This is a genomic window from Cryobacterium sp. LW097 (assembly GCF_002205495.2).
In the GTDB taxonomy this organism is placed as follows: domain Bacteria; phylum Actinomycetota; class Actinomycetes; order Actinomycetales; family Microbacteriaceae; genus Cryobacterium; species Cryobacterium zongtaii.
The window spans coordinates 2,379,617-2,397,956 of sequence record NZ_CP021992.1 but is presented as its reverse complement, the minus strand read 5'-3'; the positions used below and the strand labels follow the sequence as shown (position 1 = coordinate 2,397,956).

Annotated in this window: 19 protein-coding genes and 2 pseudogenes; 12 read left to right on the top strand and 9 right to left on the bottom strand. The window is 62.2% G+C overall.

The features are described 5' to 3' along the window. The first annotated feature begins 65 nt into the window (after positions 1 to 65). The 5 genes from B7495_RS11130 (at position 66) to B7495_RS11110 (ending at position 5,923) form a co-directional block, all read left to right on the top strand. Positions 66 to 2,498: a cation-translocating P-type ATPase gene (locus B7495_RS11130; protein ID WP_088456624.1), complete on the top strand. Its 2,433-nt coding sequence runs from the start codon at positions 66 to 68 to the stop codon at positions 2,496 to 2,498. Between the two features lie 88 nt (positions 2,499 to 2,586). Continuing rightward, positions 2,587 to 3,324: a response regulator transcription factor gene (locus B7495_RS11125; protein WP_168195311.1), complete on the top strand. Its 738-nt coding sequence runs from the start codon at positions 2,587 to 2,589 to the stop codon at positions 3,322 to 3,324. Between the two features lie 260 nt (positions 3,325 to 3,584). Further along, on the top strand, positions 3,585 to 4,454 hold the full coding sequence (locus tag B7495_RS11120; protein ID WP_240632213.1) for a HAMP domain-containing sensor histidine kinase: 870 nt from the start codon (positions 3,585 to 3,587) through the stop codon (positions 4,452 to 4,454). Between the two features lie 54 nt (positions 4,455 to 4,508). After that, entirely contained in the window at positions 4,509 to 4,868 is a 360-nt protein-coding gene (locus B7495_RS11115) for a metalloregulator ArsR/SmtB family transcription factor (protein WP_088456622.1), read from the top strand. 149 nt (positions 4,869 to 5,017) lie between these two features. Beyond that, entirely contained in the window at positions 5,018 to 5,923 is a 906-nt protein-coding gene (locus B7495_RS11110; RefSeq protein ID WP_240632212.1) for a cation diffusion facilitator family transporter, read from the top strand. A gap of 172 nt (positions 5,924 to 6,095) precedes the next feature. Here B7495_RS11110 and B7495_RS11105 read toward each other — a convergent pair whose 3' ends face one another. Continuing rightward, positions 6,096 to 6,545 (bottom strand): MarR family winged helix-turn-helix transcriptional regulator, encoded by a 450-nt coding sequence (locus B7495_RS11105; protein ID WP_088456620.1) that lies wholly within the window; start codon positions 6,543 to 6,545, stop codon positions 6,096 to 6,098. Between the two features lie 17 nt (positions 6,546 to 6,562). Here B7495_RS11105 and B7495_RS11100 point away from each other — a divergent pair, with 17 nt between their 5' ends. Continuing rightward, complete coding sequence (locus tag B7495_RS11100) at positions 6,563 to 7,489, top strand: NmrA family NAD(P)-binding protein (RefSeq protein ID WP_088456619.1); 927 nt, start codon at positions 6,563 to 6,565, stop codon at positions 7,487 to 7,489. Between the two features lie 374 nt (positions 7,490 to 7,863). Continuing rightward, positions 7,864 to 8,213, top strand: a pseudogene (locus B7495_RS19365) (alkene reductase); the annotation flags it as partial. Between the two features lie 234 nt (positions 8,214 to 8,447). Here the strand turns inward: B7495_RS19365 and B7495_RS11090 are convergent. After that, positions 8,448 to 9,038, bottom strand: coding sequence for a GAP family protein (locus B7495_RS11090; RefSeq protein ID WP_088456618.1), 591 nt, complete (start codon positions 9,036 to 9,038; stop codon positions 8,448 to 8,450). A gap of 282 nt (positions 9,039 to 9,320) precedes the next feature. Here B7495_RS11090 and B7495_RS11085 point away from each other — a divergent pair, with 282 nt between their 5' ends. The 5 genes and pseudogenes from B7495_RS11085 (at position 9,321) to B7495_RS11070 (ending at position 12,328) form a co-directional block, all read left to right on the top strand. Beyond that, positions 9,321 to 9,986, top strand: a complete 666-nt coding sequence (locus tag B7495_RS11085; RefSeq protein ID WP_151199565.1) for a hypothetical protein — start codon at positions 9,321 to 9,323, stop codon at positions 9,984 to 9,986. Between the two features lie 240 nt (positions 9,987 to 10,226). Further along, positions 10,227 to 10,615, top strand: a pseudogene (locus B7495_RS19655) (recombinase family protein); the annotation flags it as partial. Next, complete coding sequence (locus B7495_RS19650; RefSeq protein WP_370028279.1) at positions 10,592 to 10,876, top strand: helix-turn-helix domain-containing protein; 285 nt, start codon at positions 10,592 to 10,594, stop codon at positions 10,874 to 10,876. The pseudogene B7495_RS19655 and the gene B7495_RS19650, both read left to right, overlap by 24 nt. Before the next feature lie 364 nt (positions 10,877 to 11,240). Beyond that, positions 11,241 to 11,744 (top strand): Cro/Cl family transcriptional regulator, encoded by a 504-nt coding sequence (locus tag B7495_RS11075; RefSeq protein ID WP_240632211.1) that lies wholly within the window; start codon positions 11,241 to 11,243, stop codon positions 11,742 to 11,744. Beyond that, positions 11,744 to 12,328, top strand: a complete 585-nt coding sequence (locus tag B7495_RS11070; protein ID WP_088456615.1) for a hypothetical protein — start codon at positions 11,744 to 11,746, stop codon at positions 12,326 to 12,328. Before B7495_RS11075 ends, B7495_RS11070 begins: the two co-directional genes overlap by 1 nt. Before the next feature lie 1,022 nt (positions 12,329 to 13,350). Here the strand turns inward: B7495_RS11070 and B7495_RS11065 are convergent. The 7 genes from B7495_RS11065 to B7495_RS11040 all read right to left on the bottom strand — a co-directional run bounded on the left by B7495_RS11065 (position 13,351) and on the right by B7495_RS11040 (position 18,249). Next, on the bottom strand, positions 13,351 to 13,626 hold the full coding sequence (locus B7495_RS11065) for a YncE family protein (RefSeq protein WP_088456614.1): 276 nt from the start codon (positions 13,624 to 13,626) through the stop codon (positions 13,351 to 13,353). A gap of 77 nt (positions 13,627 to 13,703) precedes the next feature. Beyond that, positions 13,704 to 14,063 carry a hypothetical protein gene (locus tag B7495_RS18825; RefSeq protein WP_151199564.1) on the bottom strand — a complete coding sequence of 120 codons (360 nt, stop codon included), beginning with the start codon at positions 14,061 to 14,063 and terminating at the stop codon, positions 13,704 to 13,706. 269 nt (positions 14,064 to 14,332) lie between these two features. Then, on the bottom strand, positions 14,333 to 15,457 hold the full coding sequence (locus B7495_RS11060) for a sorbosone dehydrogenase family protein (RefSeq protein WP_088456613.1): 1,125 nt from the start codon (positions 15,455 to 15,457) through the stop codon (positions 14,333 to 14,335). Between the two features lie 46 nt (positions 15,458 to 15,503). Further along, a complete protein-coding gene (locus B7495_RS11055) occupies positions 15,504 to 15,845 on the bottom strand; it encodes a lipocalin-like domain-containing protein (protein ID WP_205748671.1) in 342 nt (113 codons plus the stop codon). A 143-nt stretch (positions 15,846 to 15,988) separates the two neighbouring features. Beyond that, positions 15,989 to 16,405 carry a hypothetical protein gene (locus tag B7495_RS11050; RefSeq protein WP_088456611.1) on the bottom strand — a complete coding sequence of 139 codons (417 nt, stop codon included), beginning with the start codon at positions 16,403 to 16,405 and terminating at the stop codon, positions 15,989 to 15,991. Positions 16,406 to 16,572: 167 nt separating this feature from the next. Next, positions 16,573 to 17,841: an MFS transporter gene (locus B7495_RS11045; protein WP_168195309.1), complete on the bottom strand. Its 1,269-nt coding sequence runs from the start codon at positions 17,839 to 17,841 to the stop codon at positions 16,573 to 16,575. A 24-nt stretch (positions 17,842 to 17,865) separates the two neighbouring features. Next, complete coding sequence (locus B7495_RS11040; RefSeq protein WP_205748670.1) at positions 17,866 to 18,249, bottom strand: cyclophilin-like fold protein; 384 nt, start codon at positions 18,247 to 18,249, stop codon at positions 17,866 to 17,868. Between the last annotated feature and the right edge of the window lie 91 nt (positions 18,250 to 18,340).

The following is an 18,340-nucleotide window of genomic DNA, read 5'->3' as shown; positions in this document are numbered from 1 at the left end:
GGTATAGCGTCGGCCCTGTGGGACGCGAAGGTCATCTCTCGAAGCGCAAAGGAAGGAACCTGCCCATGAGCACCGAAGGGGTATCAGCAGTGATGGAGGTTGGCGGCGTGCAGTGGGCGTCATCCAAAGCAGTCGCCGAATCCATGCTGGGCCGCCGACCTGGAGTCATTCGCGTGGAGGCAAATCCGGTCGCCCAGACAGCGGTAGTCACCTATGACCCCGGTCAGACGTCCGTAGCTGAGCTAACCCGCTGGGTCCGAGACTGCGGCTATCACTGCGCGGGCCGTTCGGTTCCTGATCACATATGCGATCCCCAAGAGAGCTCCGAGAGGGCGAGCGACAAGTCTCAGCCGATGGGCATGACGCACATCTCGCCCATGCCGCATGAGGGGCACGGCCAAGCTGTGACCCACGAGGGGCACGCGACAAGGACAGCTCAGGACACGATGGGCCATGGCGGAGCTCACGCAGGCATGTCGATGGATGCCATGGTGCGGGACATGCGCAACAGGTTCCTGGTGGCGGCGATATTGTCGATACCGATCATTTTGTGGTCGCCGATTGGACGGGACGTGATCGGCTTCACGGTGCCCGCACCGTTTGGCCTTCGGGACGACGTTTTTTCGTTGATTCTGTCTCTCCCCGTGATCTTCTACGCGGCCTGGATCTTCTTCGATGGTGCGTTCCGAGCGCTGCGAGCTCGAACTCTGGACATGATGGTGCTCGTTGCGGTGGGAGTGGGCTCCGGGTGGCTGTACAGCGTGATCGTGACGTTGACCGGCGGCGGCGAGGTCTTCTATGAGGCGGCCACGGTCTTGGCCAGCTTCGTACTGTTGGGCCACTGGTTTGAAATGCGGGCACGCGGTGGAGCGAACGATGCCATTCGCACGCTGTTAGAGCTCGCACCTTCCATGGCGATCGTCCTCCGTGATGGTGAGGCGATCGAAGTGCCCACCGCTGAAGTACTTCCCGGTGACCTGATGATGGTGCGGCCTGGCTCCAAGGTCCCGACCGACGGAGTCGTCGAGGAGGGCGATTCCGACATCGATGAGTCCATGGTGACGGGCGAGAGCCTGCCGGTCGCAAAGTCCGTCGGATCAGCCGTCATCGGCGCAACGGTCAACACCACCGGAACACTCAGGGTGCGGGCGACAAAAGTTGGCGCAGATACCGCCTTGGCCCAAATTGTCGCCCTGGTTCAGGAAGCCCAGAACTCTAAGGCACCCGGTCAACGCCTGGCTGATCGAGCCGCGTTCTGGCTCGTGTTGGTGGCCCTGATCGGCGGAGGGCTGACACTGGCGGCGTGGCTTTTCACTGGGGCCAGCCTCCCGACCGCCATCCTCTTTGCAATCACCGTGGTCGTCATCACCTGCCCTGATGCGCTCGGATTGGCCACGCCAACGGCAATCATGGTCGGTACCGGACTGGGAGCGAAGCGTGGCGTTCTGTTCAAGAACGCCACCGCCCTGGAAACCGCGGCTCGAATCGACACTGTTGTGATGGATAAGACCGGCACCCTCACCAAAGGACAGCCAGAGGTCACAGACTTCCTCACCATCGGCTACGACGAGCAATCTCTCCTAGCCCTCGTGGCCGCCGTCGAGAGGGAATCTGAGCACCCCCTTGCCGGTGCTGTCGTGGACTACGCCACCAGCAGGAACGTCCCGATTCTGACCGCGTCGGATTTCCGAAACGTTCCAGGCCACGGTGCCGGAGCCACGGTGGACGGCCGCCGGGTACTCGTGGGCAACCGCAAACTACTTCTCGATCAGGGCGTAGATGTAGAACTGGTCATCCCGCAACGCGATGGGCTGGCGGCGACGGGGCGAACGGCAGTGCTTATTGCTGTCGACGGCCGGGCGGTCGGGGTCGTCGCTCTTGCGGATGCCGTCCGAGAGACCGCGTCCGCCGCGGTAGAAGCGCTTCATGATGCGGGAATTGAAGTCGTGATGTTGACCGGCGATAACGAGGCCACCGCCCAGCGAATTGCGTCCCTGCTGAAGATCGACACGATCATCGCCGAGGTACTGCCAGAGGAAAAGTCAGCGAAGATCGCCGCGCTCCAGCAGGCGGGGAGACGCGTAGCCATGGTCGGTGACGGCGTCAACGACGCTCCCGCTTTGGCTCAGGCTGATCTGGGAATCGCTATTGGGGCGGGAACCGACGTCGCCATCGAGACCGCGGACGTAGTCCTCATGCGCTCCGACCCGCTCGACGTTTCCATCGCCCTGCGCATCGGAAAAGGCACCGTTCGCAAGATGCGTCAGAACCTCGGGTGGGCCATCGGGTACAACGTGATCGCCCTCCCGATTGCAGCGGGGATTTTCTATCCAGGGTTTGGCATCAAGCTCAGCCCGGAGATCGCCGCGATCTCCATGTCAGGCTCAAGCGTCATTGTTGCCGTCAATGCACTGCTGTTGAAGAGACTGCACCTACCGGACTCGGCAGACACCCATGCGGCACGGACGACGCAACCAGCGGTGAGCGAAACCCATTAGTCAGGCTTTTGACAAAGATTGACTGGGGATATTGGCTGCAGCCGCACATGAGAGCGCTCCGGGATGAACCCGGAGGGACAATGAGACCATGATGTCAACGACCTTCAGGCCACAGACCACTGAGGAGCCGCGTCCGCGAGTCTTGGTGGTCGACGACGAGGTACCGCTGCTCGAGTTGGTGGCCGGCTACTTGGAGCGAGATGGGTTCGACGTTGAGACGGCGGCCGACGGCCAGTCCGCCGTGACGAAGGCACGAGATTGGGCCCCCGCCATCATCGTTCTCGACCTGGGCCTGCCAGGGATGGATGGCATTGAGGTTTGTCGTACCGTGCGCACTTTCACTGATTGCTACATCATCATGCTGACCGCGCGGGTCGAGGAGATCGACAAGCTGGTCGGTCTCTCTGTCGGAGCAGACGACTACCTGACCAAACCATTCAGCCCGCGAGAGCTAGTGGCTCGAGTGCGCGCTATGCTCCGCCGACCGCGCCCTAGCGAACAAGCCGCCGCGCTCGGCACACCGCCTCTTGTCTTTGGCTCCCTTCAAATCGACGTCGCCGGCCGCGAAGTTCACCGAAGCGGTAAACCGGTGGACCTGACCCGCACCGAGTTCGAGGTGCTGGTGGCGTTGGCCGGCCAACCTCGAATTGTCTTCTCTCGGCAGCAACTGATTGATGCCGTATGGGGAGACGGCTGGATGAGCGATCCGCATTTGGTGGACGTGCATATCGGGCATGTGCGGCGCAAGATCGGTGATGATCCGTCGTCACCGGTCTTCATCCGGACAGTGCGCGGGGTCGGCTACCAGATGGGCGTCGGAGCGTGAGCAGAACACGCACTCGGGTCCCTGGCCCTAGGGACCTCAGCGCTCGCCTGCTCGGCGCCATCCTCGTCGTTGTACTTGTCGGAGTCGCAACTGCTTGGGTCGTCGTCGCAGGGATCGGCCCAGCCATATTCCACGTTCACATGATGGGCATGGGTGGTTCTGGGGCTGACTCAACGGTGCATGCCGAGGAGGCATTCCGGACGGCATCCATGCTTTCCCTTGCCGTGGCCCTTTTCGCTGCTCTGGCAGCGTCAGTCGGGGTGAGCCTGTTCCTTTCCCGCCGGATCACGCGATCCCTGGCACCAGTCACTGAAGCGGCTGGCCGCGTGGCGGACGGGGACTACACGGCGCGTATCCCCGCTGTGGGCCTGGGCAGTGAGTTTGACGACCTCACTTCGGCCTTCAACTCGATGGCCACCGATCTGGGCCGGATCGAAGCGACCAGAACGAGGATGCTGGGCGACCTGGCGCACGAAATGCGTACCCCAATCACCACCATCGGCGCCTACCTTGAGGCCATCGCCGATGGCGTCCAAGAAGCGGACCCGGCAACTCTCACGATGCTGGGGGACCAGGTCACCCGTCTGGCACGGCTTAGCGAGGACGTCGCCATCGTGACGACTGCAGAGGAAGGCCGACTCACTATGCACCGACGACGCCTGCCCGTTTCCCAGGTAGTCGCGGATGCGGTAGCCCAGGCGACGGCGCAATACGCTGCCCAGAACGTCACGCTGACGGTCACCATGTCCGCAGACGCCCGGGACGCTGCTGTCAGCGGGGACAGCGATCGCATCGGTCAGGTCCTGACAAATCTCCTCGACAACGCAGTTCGACACACCCCGGCCGGGCGCGAGGTGGTGATCTCCGCCGCGCTAGTCGACGGCAGGGCGGCGATAGCCGTGTCCGACGAGGGCGATGGAATTCCGGCCGACCATATTTCGCATGTTTTCGAGCGTTTCTATCGAGTGGACGCGAGCCGGGACCGCGCTCACGGCGGGTCGGGAGTAGGCCTGGCGATTGCCAAGTCCATCACCGAGGCCCACGGTGGAAGCATCCAAGCAGAGAGTGGGGGTGTCGGCCGAGGCGCGACCTTCACCGTTGAGTTTCCGTTGCTCAACGATTCGCACTGATGGTGCGGGTCACTGCGATTACGCGACGTCGCGGTTTAATGTAAGAATCTGCGTATGGATGCAGATAAGCCCGTATGCGGACGTGAACCGGACAGCCAATACGTCGAATTGGCAGTTGAAGTATTCGCGATGCTCGCAGATGCCACCCGGATCCGTATCATTCTCGCCCTGCGCGACGGCGAACTCTCGGTCAACAGCCTGGCCGAGCTGCTGGAGAAGTCCCCGCCGTCAGTGTCACAGCATCTAGCCAAGCTGCGCCTGTCACGATTCGTGACCAGCCGGCAGGAGGGAACCAAGGTGTTCTACAGCCTGGCCAATGAACATGCAAGGCAGTTGGTATCCGACGCGATCTTCCAAGCCGAGCACTCGCTGAGTTCGAACCCACGCCATCATCACTCGGAGGCCGGGGCATGAGTTCAGCAAGCAAGCACCATCTGCACGAGCACGAGCACGAGCACGAGCACGACCACGGCCACGGCCACGACCACGACCACGACCACGGCGGTGAAGTACACACTCACTCCCACCCGACTGGGTTGAAAGGGTTTTTCTACGGCCTGTTCGTGCCACACAGTCACGACGCCGCCGACTCGATCGACGATGCCCTCGAGGCCAGCAAGGAGGGTGTGCGGGCGCTGAAGATCAGCCTCTTCGTGCTTCTCGCTACCACCGTGTTGCAGCTGGGGGTCGTTTTCATCAGCGGGTCCGTCGCCCTCTTGGCTGACACGATCCATAACTTTTCCGACGCCCTCACCGCCGTGCCGCTCTGGGTCGCCTTCATCCTTGGCCGCCGCGCCGCATCCCGCCGGTACACCTTCGGGTTGGGCCGGGCCGAGGATCTCGCCGGTCTGTTCATCGTCGTGGTCGTCGCTCTCTCGGCCGTCGTCGCGGCGTGGCAGTCGATCGCACGACTCCTGGATCCACATCCGCTTGAAAACCTCTGGTGGGTCGTGGCCGCCGGCGTCATCGGCTTCGCAGGTAACGAGGCCGTCGCGATATACCGCATCCGCGTGGGCCAGCGCATCGGGTCGGCTGCGCTTGTGGCCGACGGGGTCCACGCGCGCACCGACGGCTTCACGTCCCTGGCGGTGGTCGCGGGCGCAATTGGCGCCATGCTCGGATTCCCCCTGGCGGACCCAATCGTCGGCATTCTCATCTCCGGAGCGATCATCGTGCTCCTCTGGGGCACAGTGAGGAGCATCGGTCGACGGCTGATGGACGGAATCGAGCCAGAACTCGTCGACCGCGCGAATGCCGCTCTGCTCGCCGTACCCGGCGTTACCTCTGTCGATCGCCTACAGCTGCGTTGGGTAGGCCACCGGCTCCAGGGATCCGCGATTGTGAGACTTGACGCGACCTCGACGGTTGTGGCAGCAGCAATTGTGGATGACGCACTTCATACCCTGAATCGAGCGCTGCCCAACCTGGACGACTTTTTGATTGCTCAACAGCCTCATGGCGCTACCTAGCGATTGGCCGTTCCCGACGAAGGCCTGGGGGCGGTGGACAATGAATTAGCCCCGCCCATCCACGTCCAAAGCCAGCCCGTCGGCCTCTACCTTGAGGTTCAGTTCGAGGTTGAGTATCTAGTCGCGGTTGCGAGCGGTGCGAGCGGTTGCGAGCGGTTGCGAGCGGTTGAGTTCAGCAGTCGGCCGTGCTCGCAGATGCTGCGCGGGAGAATTCGTCCAACAGGCCTGCAAAAGTGGCTATGGTGTTCGCGTCCCACTTTATGGTCGCCTTGCGGAGAATGTCTGTTCGGAAGTCCCTAGCGCTGGTATTGAGTCCTTCGCCCGTCGACGTGAGGTGCAGAACGACGCTGCGCGGGTCATCCGGGCTGATGGAGCGCTGAATGTAGCCGGCCGCCTCGGTAGAACGGACGAGTCGGCTTGCCGTGGACGGTTTCACTGAGAGGTGGTGAGCGATGTCGGCGATCCGTGTTGACATCCCGTCCTTCGCGCGTCGAGCAATCGTGTCCACCACAAACACGGCTGAAAGATCAACGTCGTCAGTCGCCCCGCGCGGGATCTCCAACAGGCGACGCATGCGGATAAGGGATGCGTCAATCTGGTCCCAGTCATGATCATCGGTCATAGGTGTACTCTACACATATGCACCAGACGAACGAGTCGGACATTGCCGGAGCTTCAGAAGCGATCCTGGTGACCGGGGCGACAGGGAACGTGGGTCACGCCGTGGTGGAGGCACTCCTCAGCGCTGGCAGGACGGTACGGGCGGCGGGACGAGACCGTGACGCGGTCAGCAAGATGTTTGGCGATCGGGTGGAAACTGTCAGTCTCGACTTCACCGATCCGTCCACGTGGACGGCAGCGTTCAGTGGGGTGCGTCAGATGTTTCTCCTGCGACCCCCACAGCTCGGGAAGCCTAAGAAACAGATGCTCCCGGCCCTTGAATTTGCGCGCGAGCAGGGCGTGGAGCAGATCGTATTCCTCTCGCTTCAGGGCGCTGAAAAGAACAAGGTAGTGCCGCACGCCGCCCTCGAATCTTGGCTTCGCACCAGCGGGATCTCCTGGACATTCGTCCGCGCATCGTTCTTTCACCAGAACCTCAGCACCACCCATCTGACGGACATCCGTGACCGCAACGAGCTCGTTGTTCCGGCCGGCCGAGGTGCGACGGCGTTCGTCGACGCAGAAGATGTCGGAGCTGTAGCTGCGGCCGTTCTCCTCGACCCTCACACGTACTCCAACAAGGCGCTGACGGTGACCGGCGACGAAGCGATAACCTACGAGCGGATCGCGCAGATCCTCACCGCGGAGCTTGGACGTCCGATCCGGTACGCCCAGCCCGGAGCGATTCGCTACGCGCTCCACGCTCGCCGACGCCTCGTGATGCCCTGGGGCATGGTCTTCGTCACCCTGGCGATTTACACCACAGCACGACTGCGAATGGCCGCTGGGCTTACTCAATCTGTTCGCGACGTACTTGGACGCGACCCAATCAGCTTCGCGCAGTTTGCCCACCGAAAGCGAGGGCTTTTGACTCCACAATCCGACCTTGGCCACTTGCCGAGCTAGGCTCCCTGCCTTCGGGCCGCAATATTGTCGCAGGCGTGAAGTTTCCACGAAACACGGGCGAGGCTGCGTGGATATCGGCCTTAGCGCCTTTACCAGGCCGTTTCAGGGAAATAGACTGCTAACCCCTTCCACAGAGAGAGAATCCTATGAAAGCCAATCCCGGCAGTGATGGCGAATACACCGATTCCGAGCCAGGGGCTGGCTCGCCTGAACCAGCCGTCGACGATACGCAAGTCGAGGGTGAATACACCGACAGCGATACGCCTAATGAAAGTTTGCCTGACACTAAGTCGTCCGGGAGTTAGTTCACAGGCACGGCCCACGCTGGTTTAGGAGCGCTTCTAAAAGGCGCCATCTTGGTCCACCGCCGTAACGTGTTAGTGGACAGCATCGCTCCGCTCAAGCTCGCCTACCTGAGCATGCTCCTTCATGAACCATCGAGTGATCTTGTCCAAGACCTCCGCACGCGCTTCGATGGAGTTTTCCTGGTCAACAGCGACTTTGAAACCATCACGATACGTGACGAGGCAGTTGCGCTGCTCACAAATGGGCTGGCGGACGCTGTCGTTGCCGGCCGGCCGACCATTGCAAACCCTGATCTTGCCCTCCGCTGGAAGGATGGCCTTCCCTCAACGAACCGGACTCATCCACGTCCTACGGGGAAGGAGCTCTGGGCGCCAAGGGTTACACCGACTACCCCTTCTTTCAGCCATTCCTGACCTAGCATCCGTTTCGCACCAGCCTTTGCCCACCACTCGGGGCGGATCGATCTCTAGTTCCGCTCGCGTCGACGACGCGCAGCGTGTGACTGAGATTCTTGTGTTTGCGACCCTGCACCATGGGGTTTCCCCCGTCCGCGGTGAAGAAGAACGGGCGTTGTGTGACACTCCTTCGGGCCCTTCCCAATGGATCGCTTGAGGTCTGAGCGCTAGTGGACTAGGTGGCGCCTTTGCGATTGTCAGAACGAACCGATGCCCTTGCCGATCAGAACAACCCCGATTACGAGGAGCAGTACGGCCATGACGGTGGCATTGTTGTGGACGAGCCAGGTGCGGAGCTCTTCAAGGGGGCGAGCCATCTGGTTGGAGGCTACCAGGTAGGCGATCACCGGTACGGCGACAGTTGAGGCGGCGATGAGGGTGTAGATCACGATTGTGAGACTGGCCTCGCCGGCACTCAGCCCCTCGGAGCCGATCGCCATGCCGGCCGCGGCTCCCAGCAGGAGGTTTTTGGGGTTGACCCCGGAGAGGGCGAAGCCGAGGAGGAGTCCGCGCACTGGGGTCATGGAGTCGATGGCGGCCATCCACTTCGGCAGCGGCGGTTCGGCGCTGGTGCGGGGGCGTGAGCGCCATTGCTTGGTGGCGAGTAGGAGGAGCAGCGCGCCGAGGATGATCTTAATGACGCCGTTGATCGGCTTGGATGCGTCGTTGTCGCTTCCCGGGAGGAGGGACGACACAAAGGTGAGCACGACGACCGCGACGACGACGCCCAGGACCCAGCCGATGAGGAATGCGATGCTGGTGCCGCGCGCTTTCGGGGAGAGCAGCATCAGGATGCTGACCCGGCGTCACCGAAGAAGTGCCTCGTAACCCTAGAGATGCGAGGCAGGTTCAGATACGAGACAAATCTCCTGCCGCTCGTCGCATGCGGTTGGACCCGCCATGGATTCACTCTCGGCCTTCATCGCAGGCGTCCAGGGGACACCCCAGTTCGGGGCAGACGGGACCCGGGGGCATGTTCCGGACATTATTGAATGGACGGGTGAATCCGCTTGGAGCGGATCGACCACTTGGCTCGCGCGAATGCTGGCAACAACTTTTGAAGGACGAAAATGAACAAGCTCGGTTCCCGCTTCGTTGCCGCCGGGCTAGCCGCGCTGGTATTGTCCGGTTGCGCTACGCCTCCCGTATCCGAACCTAATGATGCTGCGGGGGCCAGCGCTTTATTGGGAGTGGGTACCGAGCAGGTCCTGCCACATACTCCGCCCGCCGACGCCTCCATTCCCGGCGACGATGAGTTCTGGGAAGCAAATTATGCTCCGCTTGGAACCGCCACCGCAGCCATCGAGGAGCAATTTCCGGATGAGTTCGGCTACGCGTTCTTCGACAAGACCCCCGCCATGCATGTGGCGTTCAAGGGATCAGCTCCGGCCGACGCCGTCGTACTTCTACAGAACACCGGCTTGCCCTTCGTCATCGTCGAGTCTGTGGGTTTCAACGCAGCTGAATACCAAGCGGCAGCCAACGAGGTGTCCAGACAGACCCGCCAGTACGTCTCCGCCGAACGACAGGTGCAGGTCTCCCAGAGCTCCTCGACTGTGCCGGGCCTAATCGAAGTTAGCTTCCAGTCGCTCGACCCGACGCTGACCACCGACCCGGGACTGGCCGAGTCCATTGACGTCGACCCGCCCTTCAGCGTGGCGTTTGATGCCACAAACACCTCACCAGTCACCATGGGTGTAGGCACCGAGCAGGTCCTTCCGCCCATCGACAAATAGCGCGCCCGCACGCAGTGAGCGGAATTGCGCCCATCACTGCCGAGCCAGCGACCGGAGACTGTCAGATGCGAGGCGCATGACTCCACGAACCCGGATTCGTGTCTCGAAACCCTAGGAATATGAGACGGCTTATCGGCGCGACCTGCGTTTTCGGAGCGCCCTCCTGAACCGCAGATCCTGGGACGTCTTGTAACTACGTCGCGTAACCTTTTCGTAAAGGGGCAGTGCGCATCGCTAGTTATGAGACAGCGAAGGAGTGCGGTGATAAAGCTCATTGGATATGCGCGGGTTTCGGCTCGGCAGCAGGATACGGATGCTCAGCGGCTCGAGATTCTGGCGGCAGGCGTTCGGCGTGACGACCTGTATGTCGATCTGGGGAGTGCCGGAGCGAGAGCGTCTCGGCCTCAGTTTGATGTCGCACTTAAAGCGCTCGAGCCTGGCGACACGTTCGTGATCACAACCTTGGACCGGCTGGGCAATCGGCGCAGAACGTGCTCGCGTTTGCCAGAGGCCTCAGGGAGCGCGGTGTTGCCCTTCGTGTCCTCAACCTGGGCGGCGGTGACGTTGACACAGGCACTCCGACGGGTTCAATGCTGTTCACGGTCATGGTGGCTCTCGGACAGATGGAACACGAAATCAAGCGAGAGCGCGTCCTGGACTCGATCGACAAACGTCGCAAAAACGGCAAGAACCTGGGCGGCCGCCCACGAAGGATCACCAACAGTCAGATCCGCAGCGCGAACCGCCTCATCGAGGCTGGAGAACCAACGGGGCAGGTGGCGCGCGACTTCGGAATGTCCCGGGCCTCGTTCTACCGTCGGGCACGTGCCCTCGGCTTGATGCCGGATCAGCCCCGTGACGAGACCGCGACCGGTGACAGCGTGAGCTAGCCATCATCGTCCGAAAACAGGGTCACTCCATATGAGACGACCGCACGCCTGGTGATCTTGCTGCGGTGCGGGGAGTGCGGCTTGACCGGCTCACCCTCGGGAGCCAAGCACTCTTGAAGAAAGAGTCGATCTCGAAGGCATGCCGTGCCTGCGCAGTCTTGGGTCTAGCCGATGACTCCGGTGATTCACAGCGCACGAGGCGGGTTACCGCAGGCGATCAACGTTCATAGTTGTGCGAAGCGCGTCTATAATATGTTTTAGGAATCATATTTGTGAAGGTAAGGTGACTTTCATGGCAGCGTCATCCACCCTGGTTCGGGCCGCCCGCCGGAGCCGACATATCACTCAGGCGAGACTTGCAGAGTTGACCGGCATCGATCAGGCCAGCGTCTCTCATCATGAACGGGGTAGAGACGCCGCCTACAGCACAGTTGACCGGCTACTTGCTGGCACCGGATACCGCCTGTACGCCGCTCCCACCCGGCGGGACGACGCTGCCACCTCGGCAGAGGCGATTCGTGAACACTTGCGCGCTAATGACCCAGACCGGGCACTCCGGGCGCTCCTCCAGTTAAATGACAATCTCACCGCCGAACACGGACTGGTCCGGGGGATCCTTGGGCTGACGGAACCGGAGCGCACCGGAGATCGGGTGTGGGATGCGGCGATTGCGGCTCTTGTGGCATGGAGGCTCAATCAGGAAAGCATCCCGCTCCCCGGGTGGGTCAACGACCTCAATCGCGCACTGACCATACCTGTCGTCTTCCGGGTCGATCCGGCCGACCCGGCACCCGAGCGTGAGGACGTTCCGGACGAGTTCGCCGAACGCGGCGTCCTCGCTTGGGCAGATACCTTCGCGAGCGTTTGATGACAGCCACTGCGCTCGATCGTGGCGCGATCATCATCGGCCTTCGAGATCTTGCCGCCGAGCTTCGCGATGAGGGCGAGGTTGTTGGCATCCGGCTCGTGGGCGGTGCGGCACTTGCCCTACGCTACTTCGACAGGGGGACGACGCAGGACCTAGATGTCCTTCACGTCAATCCCGGTTCGGACGAGTCCGTCGCTGCCGCCGCCGAGAGGGTCGCCTTCAGGCGCGGGTGGGACGCGAAGTGGCTGAACTTCGAGGTCACGAAGGTCGACGCCATCCCCACACTCGGCCGCGCCGTTGAGTGGGAGATCATCCACGATGAGGGTGGCATTGTCATTGAAGTGGCGTCCAAAGAGGCGATGCTGGTTATGAAACTCAGAGCGAACCGCCCCGGGCGCGACACCCGCGATATCAGACTCCTCCTCGCTCTGTGTAACGTCCACACGCTCGAGGACGCAGGCGAACTCTACGAGCAGTTCTACCCCGGCGATGTCCTCACGCCACGTGCGGAGAAGATCGTGAACGCAATTCTCGACGGTGAACCCACGGCAGCGCCGGATTCGCCCGGTCCGATCGACATCTGATTTGTATCAACGTTCGGCGCGAGAGTCTGCGTCACTCGCCGGCGCTAGGGACAAAGAGTACAAGGCAGCCGGGCGCCGCGAGCGGGTGTCCTGATAGACCGAATGACCTCGATTCTGTGACCAGAAACGAACCAGAAACCTCACCGTGTGACCAGAATGGGCCCGTATCAGTCCGTGCCGGCGCGTACACTTAATCCATGAAATCCGCGGAAATCCGCGGGATTCCGCCCCAGCTGCAGAGGAGTGGCGTAGCCCAGATGGCTATCATTTGTTCTTGGTTCGAGTCCAGGTACCCCAGCAGTAACAAAACCCCCGGTCACGCGGGGGTTTTTTCATTTCCACTCAATGGTTGACCGACGTCCGAAAATCGCTAGAGCGACAGGCGGATTTGGCTTGCCTCTCGTTCTTTATGCCGGTCAGCGATGAATTGCTTATTTTTACCTGTGAGAAGTCTGAATGGAAATGAATAGGGACGCTAGGTTCTTGGTTCGAGTCTCCGGTAAATATCCGCTCATCAGGGAATATGTAACCTGCCTATTTGAGCGTTTTAGCGCGACGCGTACTCTAAGCCCGGAAACCAGCGGATGGCGTTACCAACCGCGCCACAAAGGCAACCTTGGTTGCGGGCATCTGCAGGCTCTACCGCATCAACAGTGGGCGCGGCTGATGGACGTGATGCGGCATGTGTTGCGGCGACGCCAGGTTGATATCCTCGTACTCGACTCTGTGACCAGAATCGCACCAAATAGTCCCAGGCCCGGCGCTGACATCGGCCTTGGGCTATCCGGGAGCCTTCCAACCGGCACTCAGGTGTGACCAGAAACTGACCAGAATCACTTCACGTGACCGGTATCGGCCCATATCCATCCGTGCCAGCGCGGATGCCATATCCAGGCGATCCGCGGAAATATACGGGATTCTGCCCCAGGGACGGGTGCGCGAAAGGGCCGAGACAGCTACATTTGTTTCGCAGACCCCTGGCTCGCGACGCAGGAATCACCGGACCTCACTTACCGCACGGGTCAGTGCTTCATGCCGGGCGCATCATTGGCGTCCATCTTCAGGTCCAGCTCGACAGTCGGGGCAAACCCGGCCGCCTGGCTGGTGAAGGTGATCCCGTTCGGCATCGATCCGACCTGAACGCTAGCCATCACCGTCATCTCTTTGAGATCAAGTACTGAGACCGTGTCGTCAAAGGTGTTGGTGATGTTGGCGTGTCGACTCGTCGGGTCGATGGTGACATCACGCGCGCCGGTCTCGACAGCGCGGACAAAATCAAAAGTGTCGGTGTCGATCACGGAGACAGTTCTGCCGGGATGCTCTTCTGTGCCCTGGGTTGGCGACTAGAAGGTATCGACCATCGGGGCTGACAACCCTAGTCTGGGTTGGTTTCCTGCTCGGACAGCTGGGCTCGATCGGCAGCGGAAGATTCACGGTCGCTCTTAGCGTTGGAGCGATCCACTGCGGCCGCACGGCGTTCGCCAGGACCGGCATAGGACGAGTTGGTATCTAAAAAGGCCTGCAGGTCGGCGGCTTCAGATCGCTTGTCGGACTCGACATCGCGAAGCTCGGCTTCATCATCTCGTTGATCTGCGTCCGCCAGGATCTTCTCGTTCTTTTCACTAGAGGCATGTGGATCGGTAGTGCGCGGATCTTCCTGCCCTCCCTCAGCCGCAGCCGTGTCAGGGTTGGTGGTGTTTTTGCTTTGGAAAGGTGAGTCAGGTGAATTGGTCACACCTAAAGTTAACCTGAACGCGGGCGCAAACACAGCGGATCGATAGTCAACTCGGCGTTCCGCCCTCGCCCGGCAGCGCGCTCATCCACGTGCCCACAAAATGATCGTTTTTCGCGGGACGCGCATAAGTAAATTGGTAGCGCTCGGAAAGTCTAAAACTGCTGTTCACGAGGTCGGTCAGAACCAAATCTGCCGCCCCCCGTCTCGGTGGGCAGTTCTGACACAGTTTCCGGCGGCGGGATTCTGTCGTAGGGAGATTTAGGTCGCGGTCATCGGACTATTTCCACCGTCATGATCCTGTCATCTTCGCTGGTCGGATCTCCGCGGCCGTCAGTGTTGCTGGTGAGGAACCACAATGACCCGTCGGGGGCGAGAGCCGCGTCCCGGAGGCGGCCATACTCGCCAACGAAGTAGTCGGTGTGTGTCGACGGGTCCGCGACGGGAATCGCCCTGAGCACCTCACCGCGAAGGTTGGCGATGAACAGGGTTCCTGAGATCTGGGTCATCCCGCTGGGGCTTGCTTCGTCGGGAGTCCACTGTTGCACGGGGTCGACGAGCCCTGTCTCATCGGCGATGCCTTCGACGGTCGGCCAGCCGTAGTTGCTTCCGGCGGTGATGATGTTCAGTTCATCCCAGGTATCCTGCCCGAACTCGGTGGCGAACATGGTCCCGTCTTCGGCCCAGGCGATGCCTTGGGGGTTCCGGTGACCATAGCTGTACACGAGCGAGCCGGGGAACGGGTTGTCATCGGGCGCCACACCGTCCGTATTCATCCGAAGGATCTTGCCTGAAAGTGAGTCGAGGTCCTGGGCGGCGGTGCGCTGGCCGGCATCGCCGATTGTTGCGTAGAGCATCCCGTCGGGTCCGAAGGCGAGTCGGCCGCCATCGTGGTAGTTGGCTGCGGGGATGCCGTCGAGGATGGTCACGGGGGCGTTGAGGCCGAGCGAGCCCGGCGTGCCGGTGATGTCGAATCGCTGGATGCGGTTCCCGTCGTTTCCGGTGGAATACACGAAGAGGCGATTTTGGTTGTCGACCGCGATGCCGAGGAGCCCCGCTTCGCCGTTGCTGTTGACACCGGCGACGGTGGCAATCTCTCTGGGCGTGCCGTCGGGGGAGAGTTCGAGGATGCGGGCACTGTCCCGTTCGCTGATGATCGCCGTGTCACCGACGAATGTCACCGACCACGGAGCAGCCAGACCGGTGGCGATGGGGACGGCGTCTTGGCCCAGAGCAGCGAGAGCGTCCGGGGTGTGTGCTTCGGACGGTGACGCGTCTGGAGCCGCGGGGGAGGCGGTCGTCGGGCGCGGATCGGGGTCCACGCTGCACGATGCCAGAAGCACGGCCAGTGCGGCGGCTACGGCAACGCTCCTGAGCTGGTGGGTCATTCTCGTCATGCTTTCCTCCACTGTGGGTCAATATTGGGCTGGCGAGCAGCTGGGGCTAGTCGGCGTGGCGTTCGTAAGTGGCGCGCCAGCCTTCCGAGACGTCAACTGGGGTGAGCACGAGGGTGTCGTCGGTGACCTCGAAGTTGCGGGTCAGGGTCTGTCCGATTAGTTCTCGGGCGAGGGCCGATTCGATTTCGACCGAGAAGGTGCCGGCCTCCTCGTCAACGGAGAGGTCGCCGTAGAACGCCTCATAGCCCTGCACCGTGTAGGCGGTGTCGGGCGCCGTGGTGTCGGGGTTCATCGCTTGGACGGAAACGGTTTCGGAGTTGAAGTCGATCTGCCCGCCGTAGGGGATCTCCGTGTAGGCGTCTGGGCCGCTTCCTTCGAGGGATGTCATCCGCCATTCTCCGTTCAGTGGGCCGGTTTGATCAGCGGAACTCGTGCCGGGCGATGGGGTTGTCGGGGTCGATGCGGTGGATGTGCAGGCGGTCGTAGAGATCAGCAGGGCAAGAGACAGGGGTGCAAGGAGCATGTGCTTTTTCATTTGGGGAGTGTCCTTTCTGGGGGAACCTGAGTAGATTCGCGGGCTTGTGCTTTGGGCTGGATGGAGATGCCGTGCGTGTGGGTGAGCTCGTGCGTTATTTGTGCTTCGTGTTCGGCGAACTCCGGGTCCACGGTGCGCCAGATTCTGCAGAGTTCGAATAGTTCGGCGAGTTGAAGTGCGTCGTTACGGCTGGTTTCGTCCTCAAGCGCCCGGTGGAGGGCTGCCCGGGCAGCCTCGAGCTCGCGGTCCAGACGGTGCTGTATCCAGGTGCTCTGGGCAGAGTCGGCGCCAGCTTCCCGGAGTGATGTGGCGTGGGCTCGGGCGATGGCGTCGCCGACGGTGGGAGCGGCGCGGGCCATCAGGCCTGCGCGGGCGCGGCTGTCGTTGTCCTCAGCGGGTGTGCTGATCGCCATGGTTCTGCTTCTTCCGGCTTCGGTGAGGTGGATCAGGACGTGACGAGAGGTTCGCGCTGGCATTCATTGCCCGGTAGCTGTCGGGTACTTCGTCGAGGTTCGTGGCAGTGTCGAAGTCCTTGCCAGGTTCGATGCTGGTGGGTGAGTCGATTGCTGTTCCACTGCGGTCAGTGGCGTGCGGCGAACGCGGTGCGCCGCCCGATTCCGGTGAGGGCCAGCGTGAGTAGTCCGAGGACCGTCATGGCGGCGGGCAGGATGAGGCCGTCGGCCGCGGTCAACAGCAGGGCACCGAGGATGCCCGCGCCGAAGATGGCGAGGTTGAACGCGACGGGGAGGAATGAGTTCGCGATGTCGGCGTTGTCGCCTCCGGCGTGGGTGAGCGCGTTTTGCAGTTGCGGTGCCGCGCCACCGAAGCTCACGCCCCAGAGCACTGCCGCGATGAGTATCGCGGGCATCGAGGCGTGCCCGACCAGCAACACCACCCCTGCGGCGGTGAAGGTCGCGGCGGAGAGGTGTAGCAGCGGCCGCGGATGGCGGTCGAGGAAGACGCCGACGAGGGCGACTCCGCCGAGCGACGCGATACCGTAGACGAGCAGCATCAGGTCGGGGGCGATGCCGGTACTGGTGGTCCGAAGGTAGGGGGCGATGTAGGTGTAGATGGTGCTGTGGGCGAGCATCCACACCACGATCACGATCAGGACGATCGGTACCCCGCGAAGGCGGAACACACTGCGGAGCGGCAGACGGGTTGCCGCCGGCAGTCCTGGCGCGTCGGGCACACAGACCAGGATGATCAGGCCCACCAGCAGACCCAGGATGCTGAGCCCGGCGAAGGACCAGCGCCAGTCGGTGAGCCCGCCGATGAACGCGCCAAGGGGGGTGCCGAACGCGAATCCCAGCGGAGCGCCGATCGACATGATCGACAGGGCGAGACCGGAGCGGGCGGGTGGGCTGATGCGGATGGCGTAGGCCGCGAGCATCCCCCAGATGACTCCGGAGAACGAACCGGCGATGAACCGGGACACCAGCGACACGGCCATATCGGGGGAGATCGCGGTGATGGCGTTGGCCAGGATCAGGCCGACGATGCTGATCAGCAGGAGCGGTTTGCGACGGAACCGACGGGTGAGCGAGATGGCGGGAACCGTGACGATCACGGTGCCCAGCGCGTAGGCGCTGACGAGCAGGCCCACGCTTCCCTCGCTCGTCGCCATGCCGGCGGCGATATCGGGCAGCAGGCCCGCGGGCATGGTCTCCATCGCCAAGAGAATGAACCCGATCAACGCGAGGGAGATCAGCGCCAGGAGGGGGAGGCGGCGCTCGTCCGGTCCGTCGATCACCGGAGTGCTGGACGTGGTGACATTGTGGGCGGCCGGCTGCCCGATATCGCCGACGTAGCGTGGGCCGCCGTCAAACTGCCGTGGAGACTCGGTCATGGTGGGAGTTCTCGATTCAGGGGGTCAGTTCGTGGTGATGGTGCTCACGAAGGCGGGTGCATTCCGCACTGCAGCGACCTCGTTGAAGGTACCGATGGGGATGATGCCGCTGTAGTAGCCGACAGTGTCGTAGTAGAGGACGAGTGCCTGATCCGGGGCGTAATACCCGATCGTGCCGGGTTCGGCGCTGCCGCCCGAGGGCATCCCGTCCAGCGACAAGGGCGCCGGCAGGCCGGCAATCTTCTCCTGTGCGCCGAAGTCCTTAAAGGAGAGCTCAAGCGGCAATTGCGCCAGTAGTGATGCCGACGCGGCGTTGATCTGGAGCACTCCTGTGACGGTCGTGTCGTTCACGGTAATGGTGATGTTGGTTTCAGTGGGCACTGGGGCCTCCGGGTTTTCGGCGGGCATCGGCGCGGAGGCTGATGGCGGTGTCGGTGTCGCGGATGCGGGCGTCGTCCAATGTGTGGTGTCCGTTGGCTCGGAACCGGGAGCACATCCG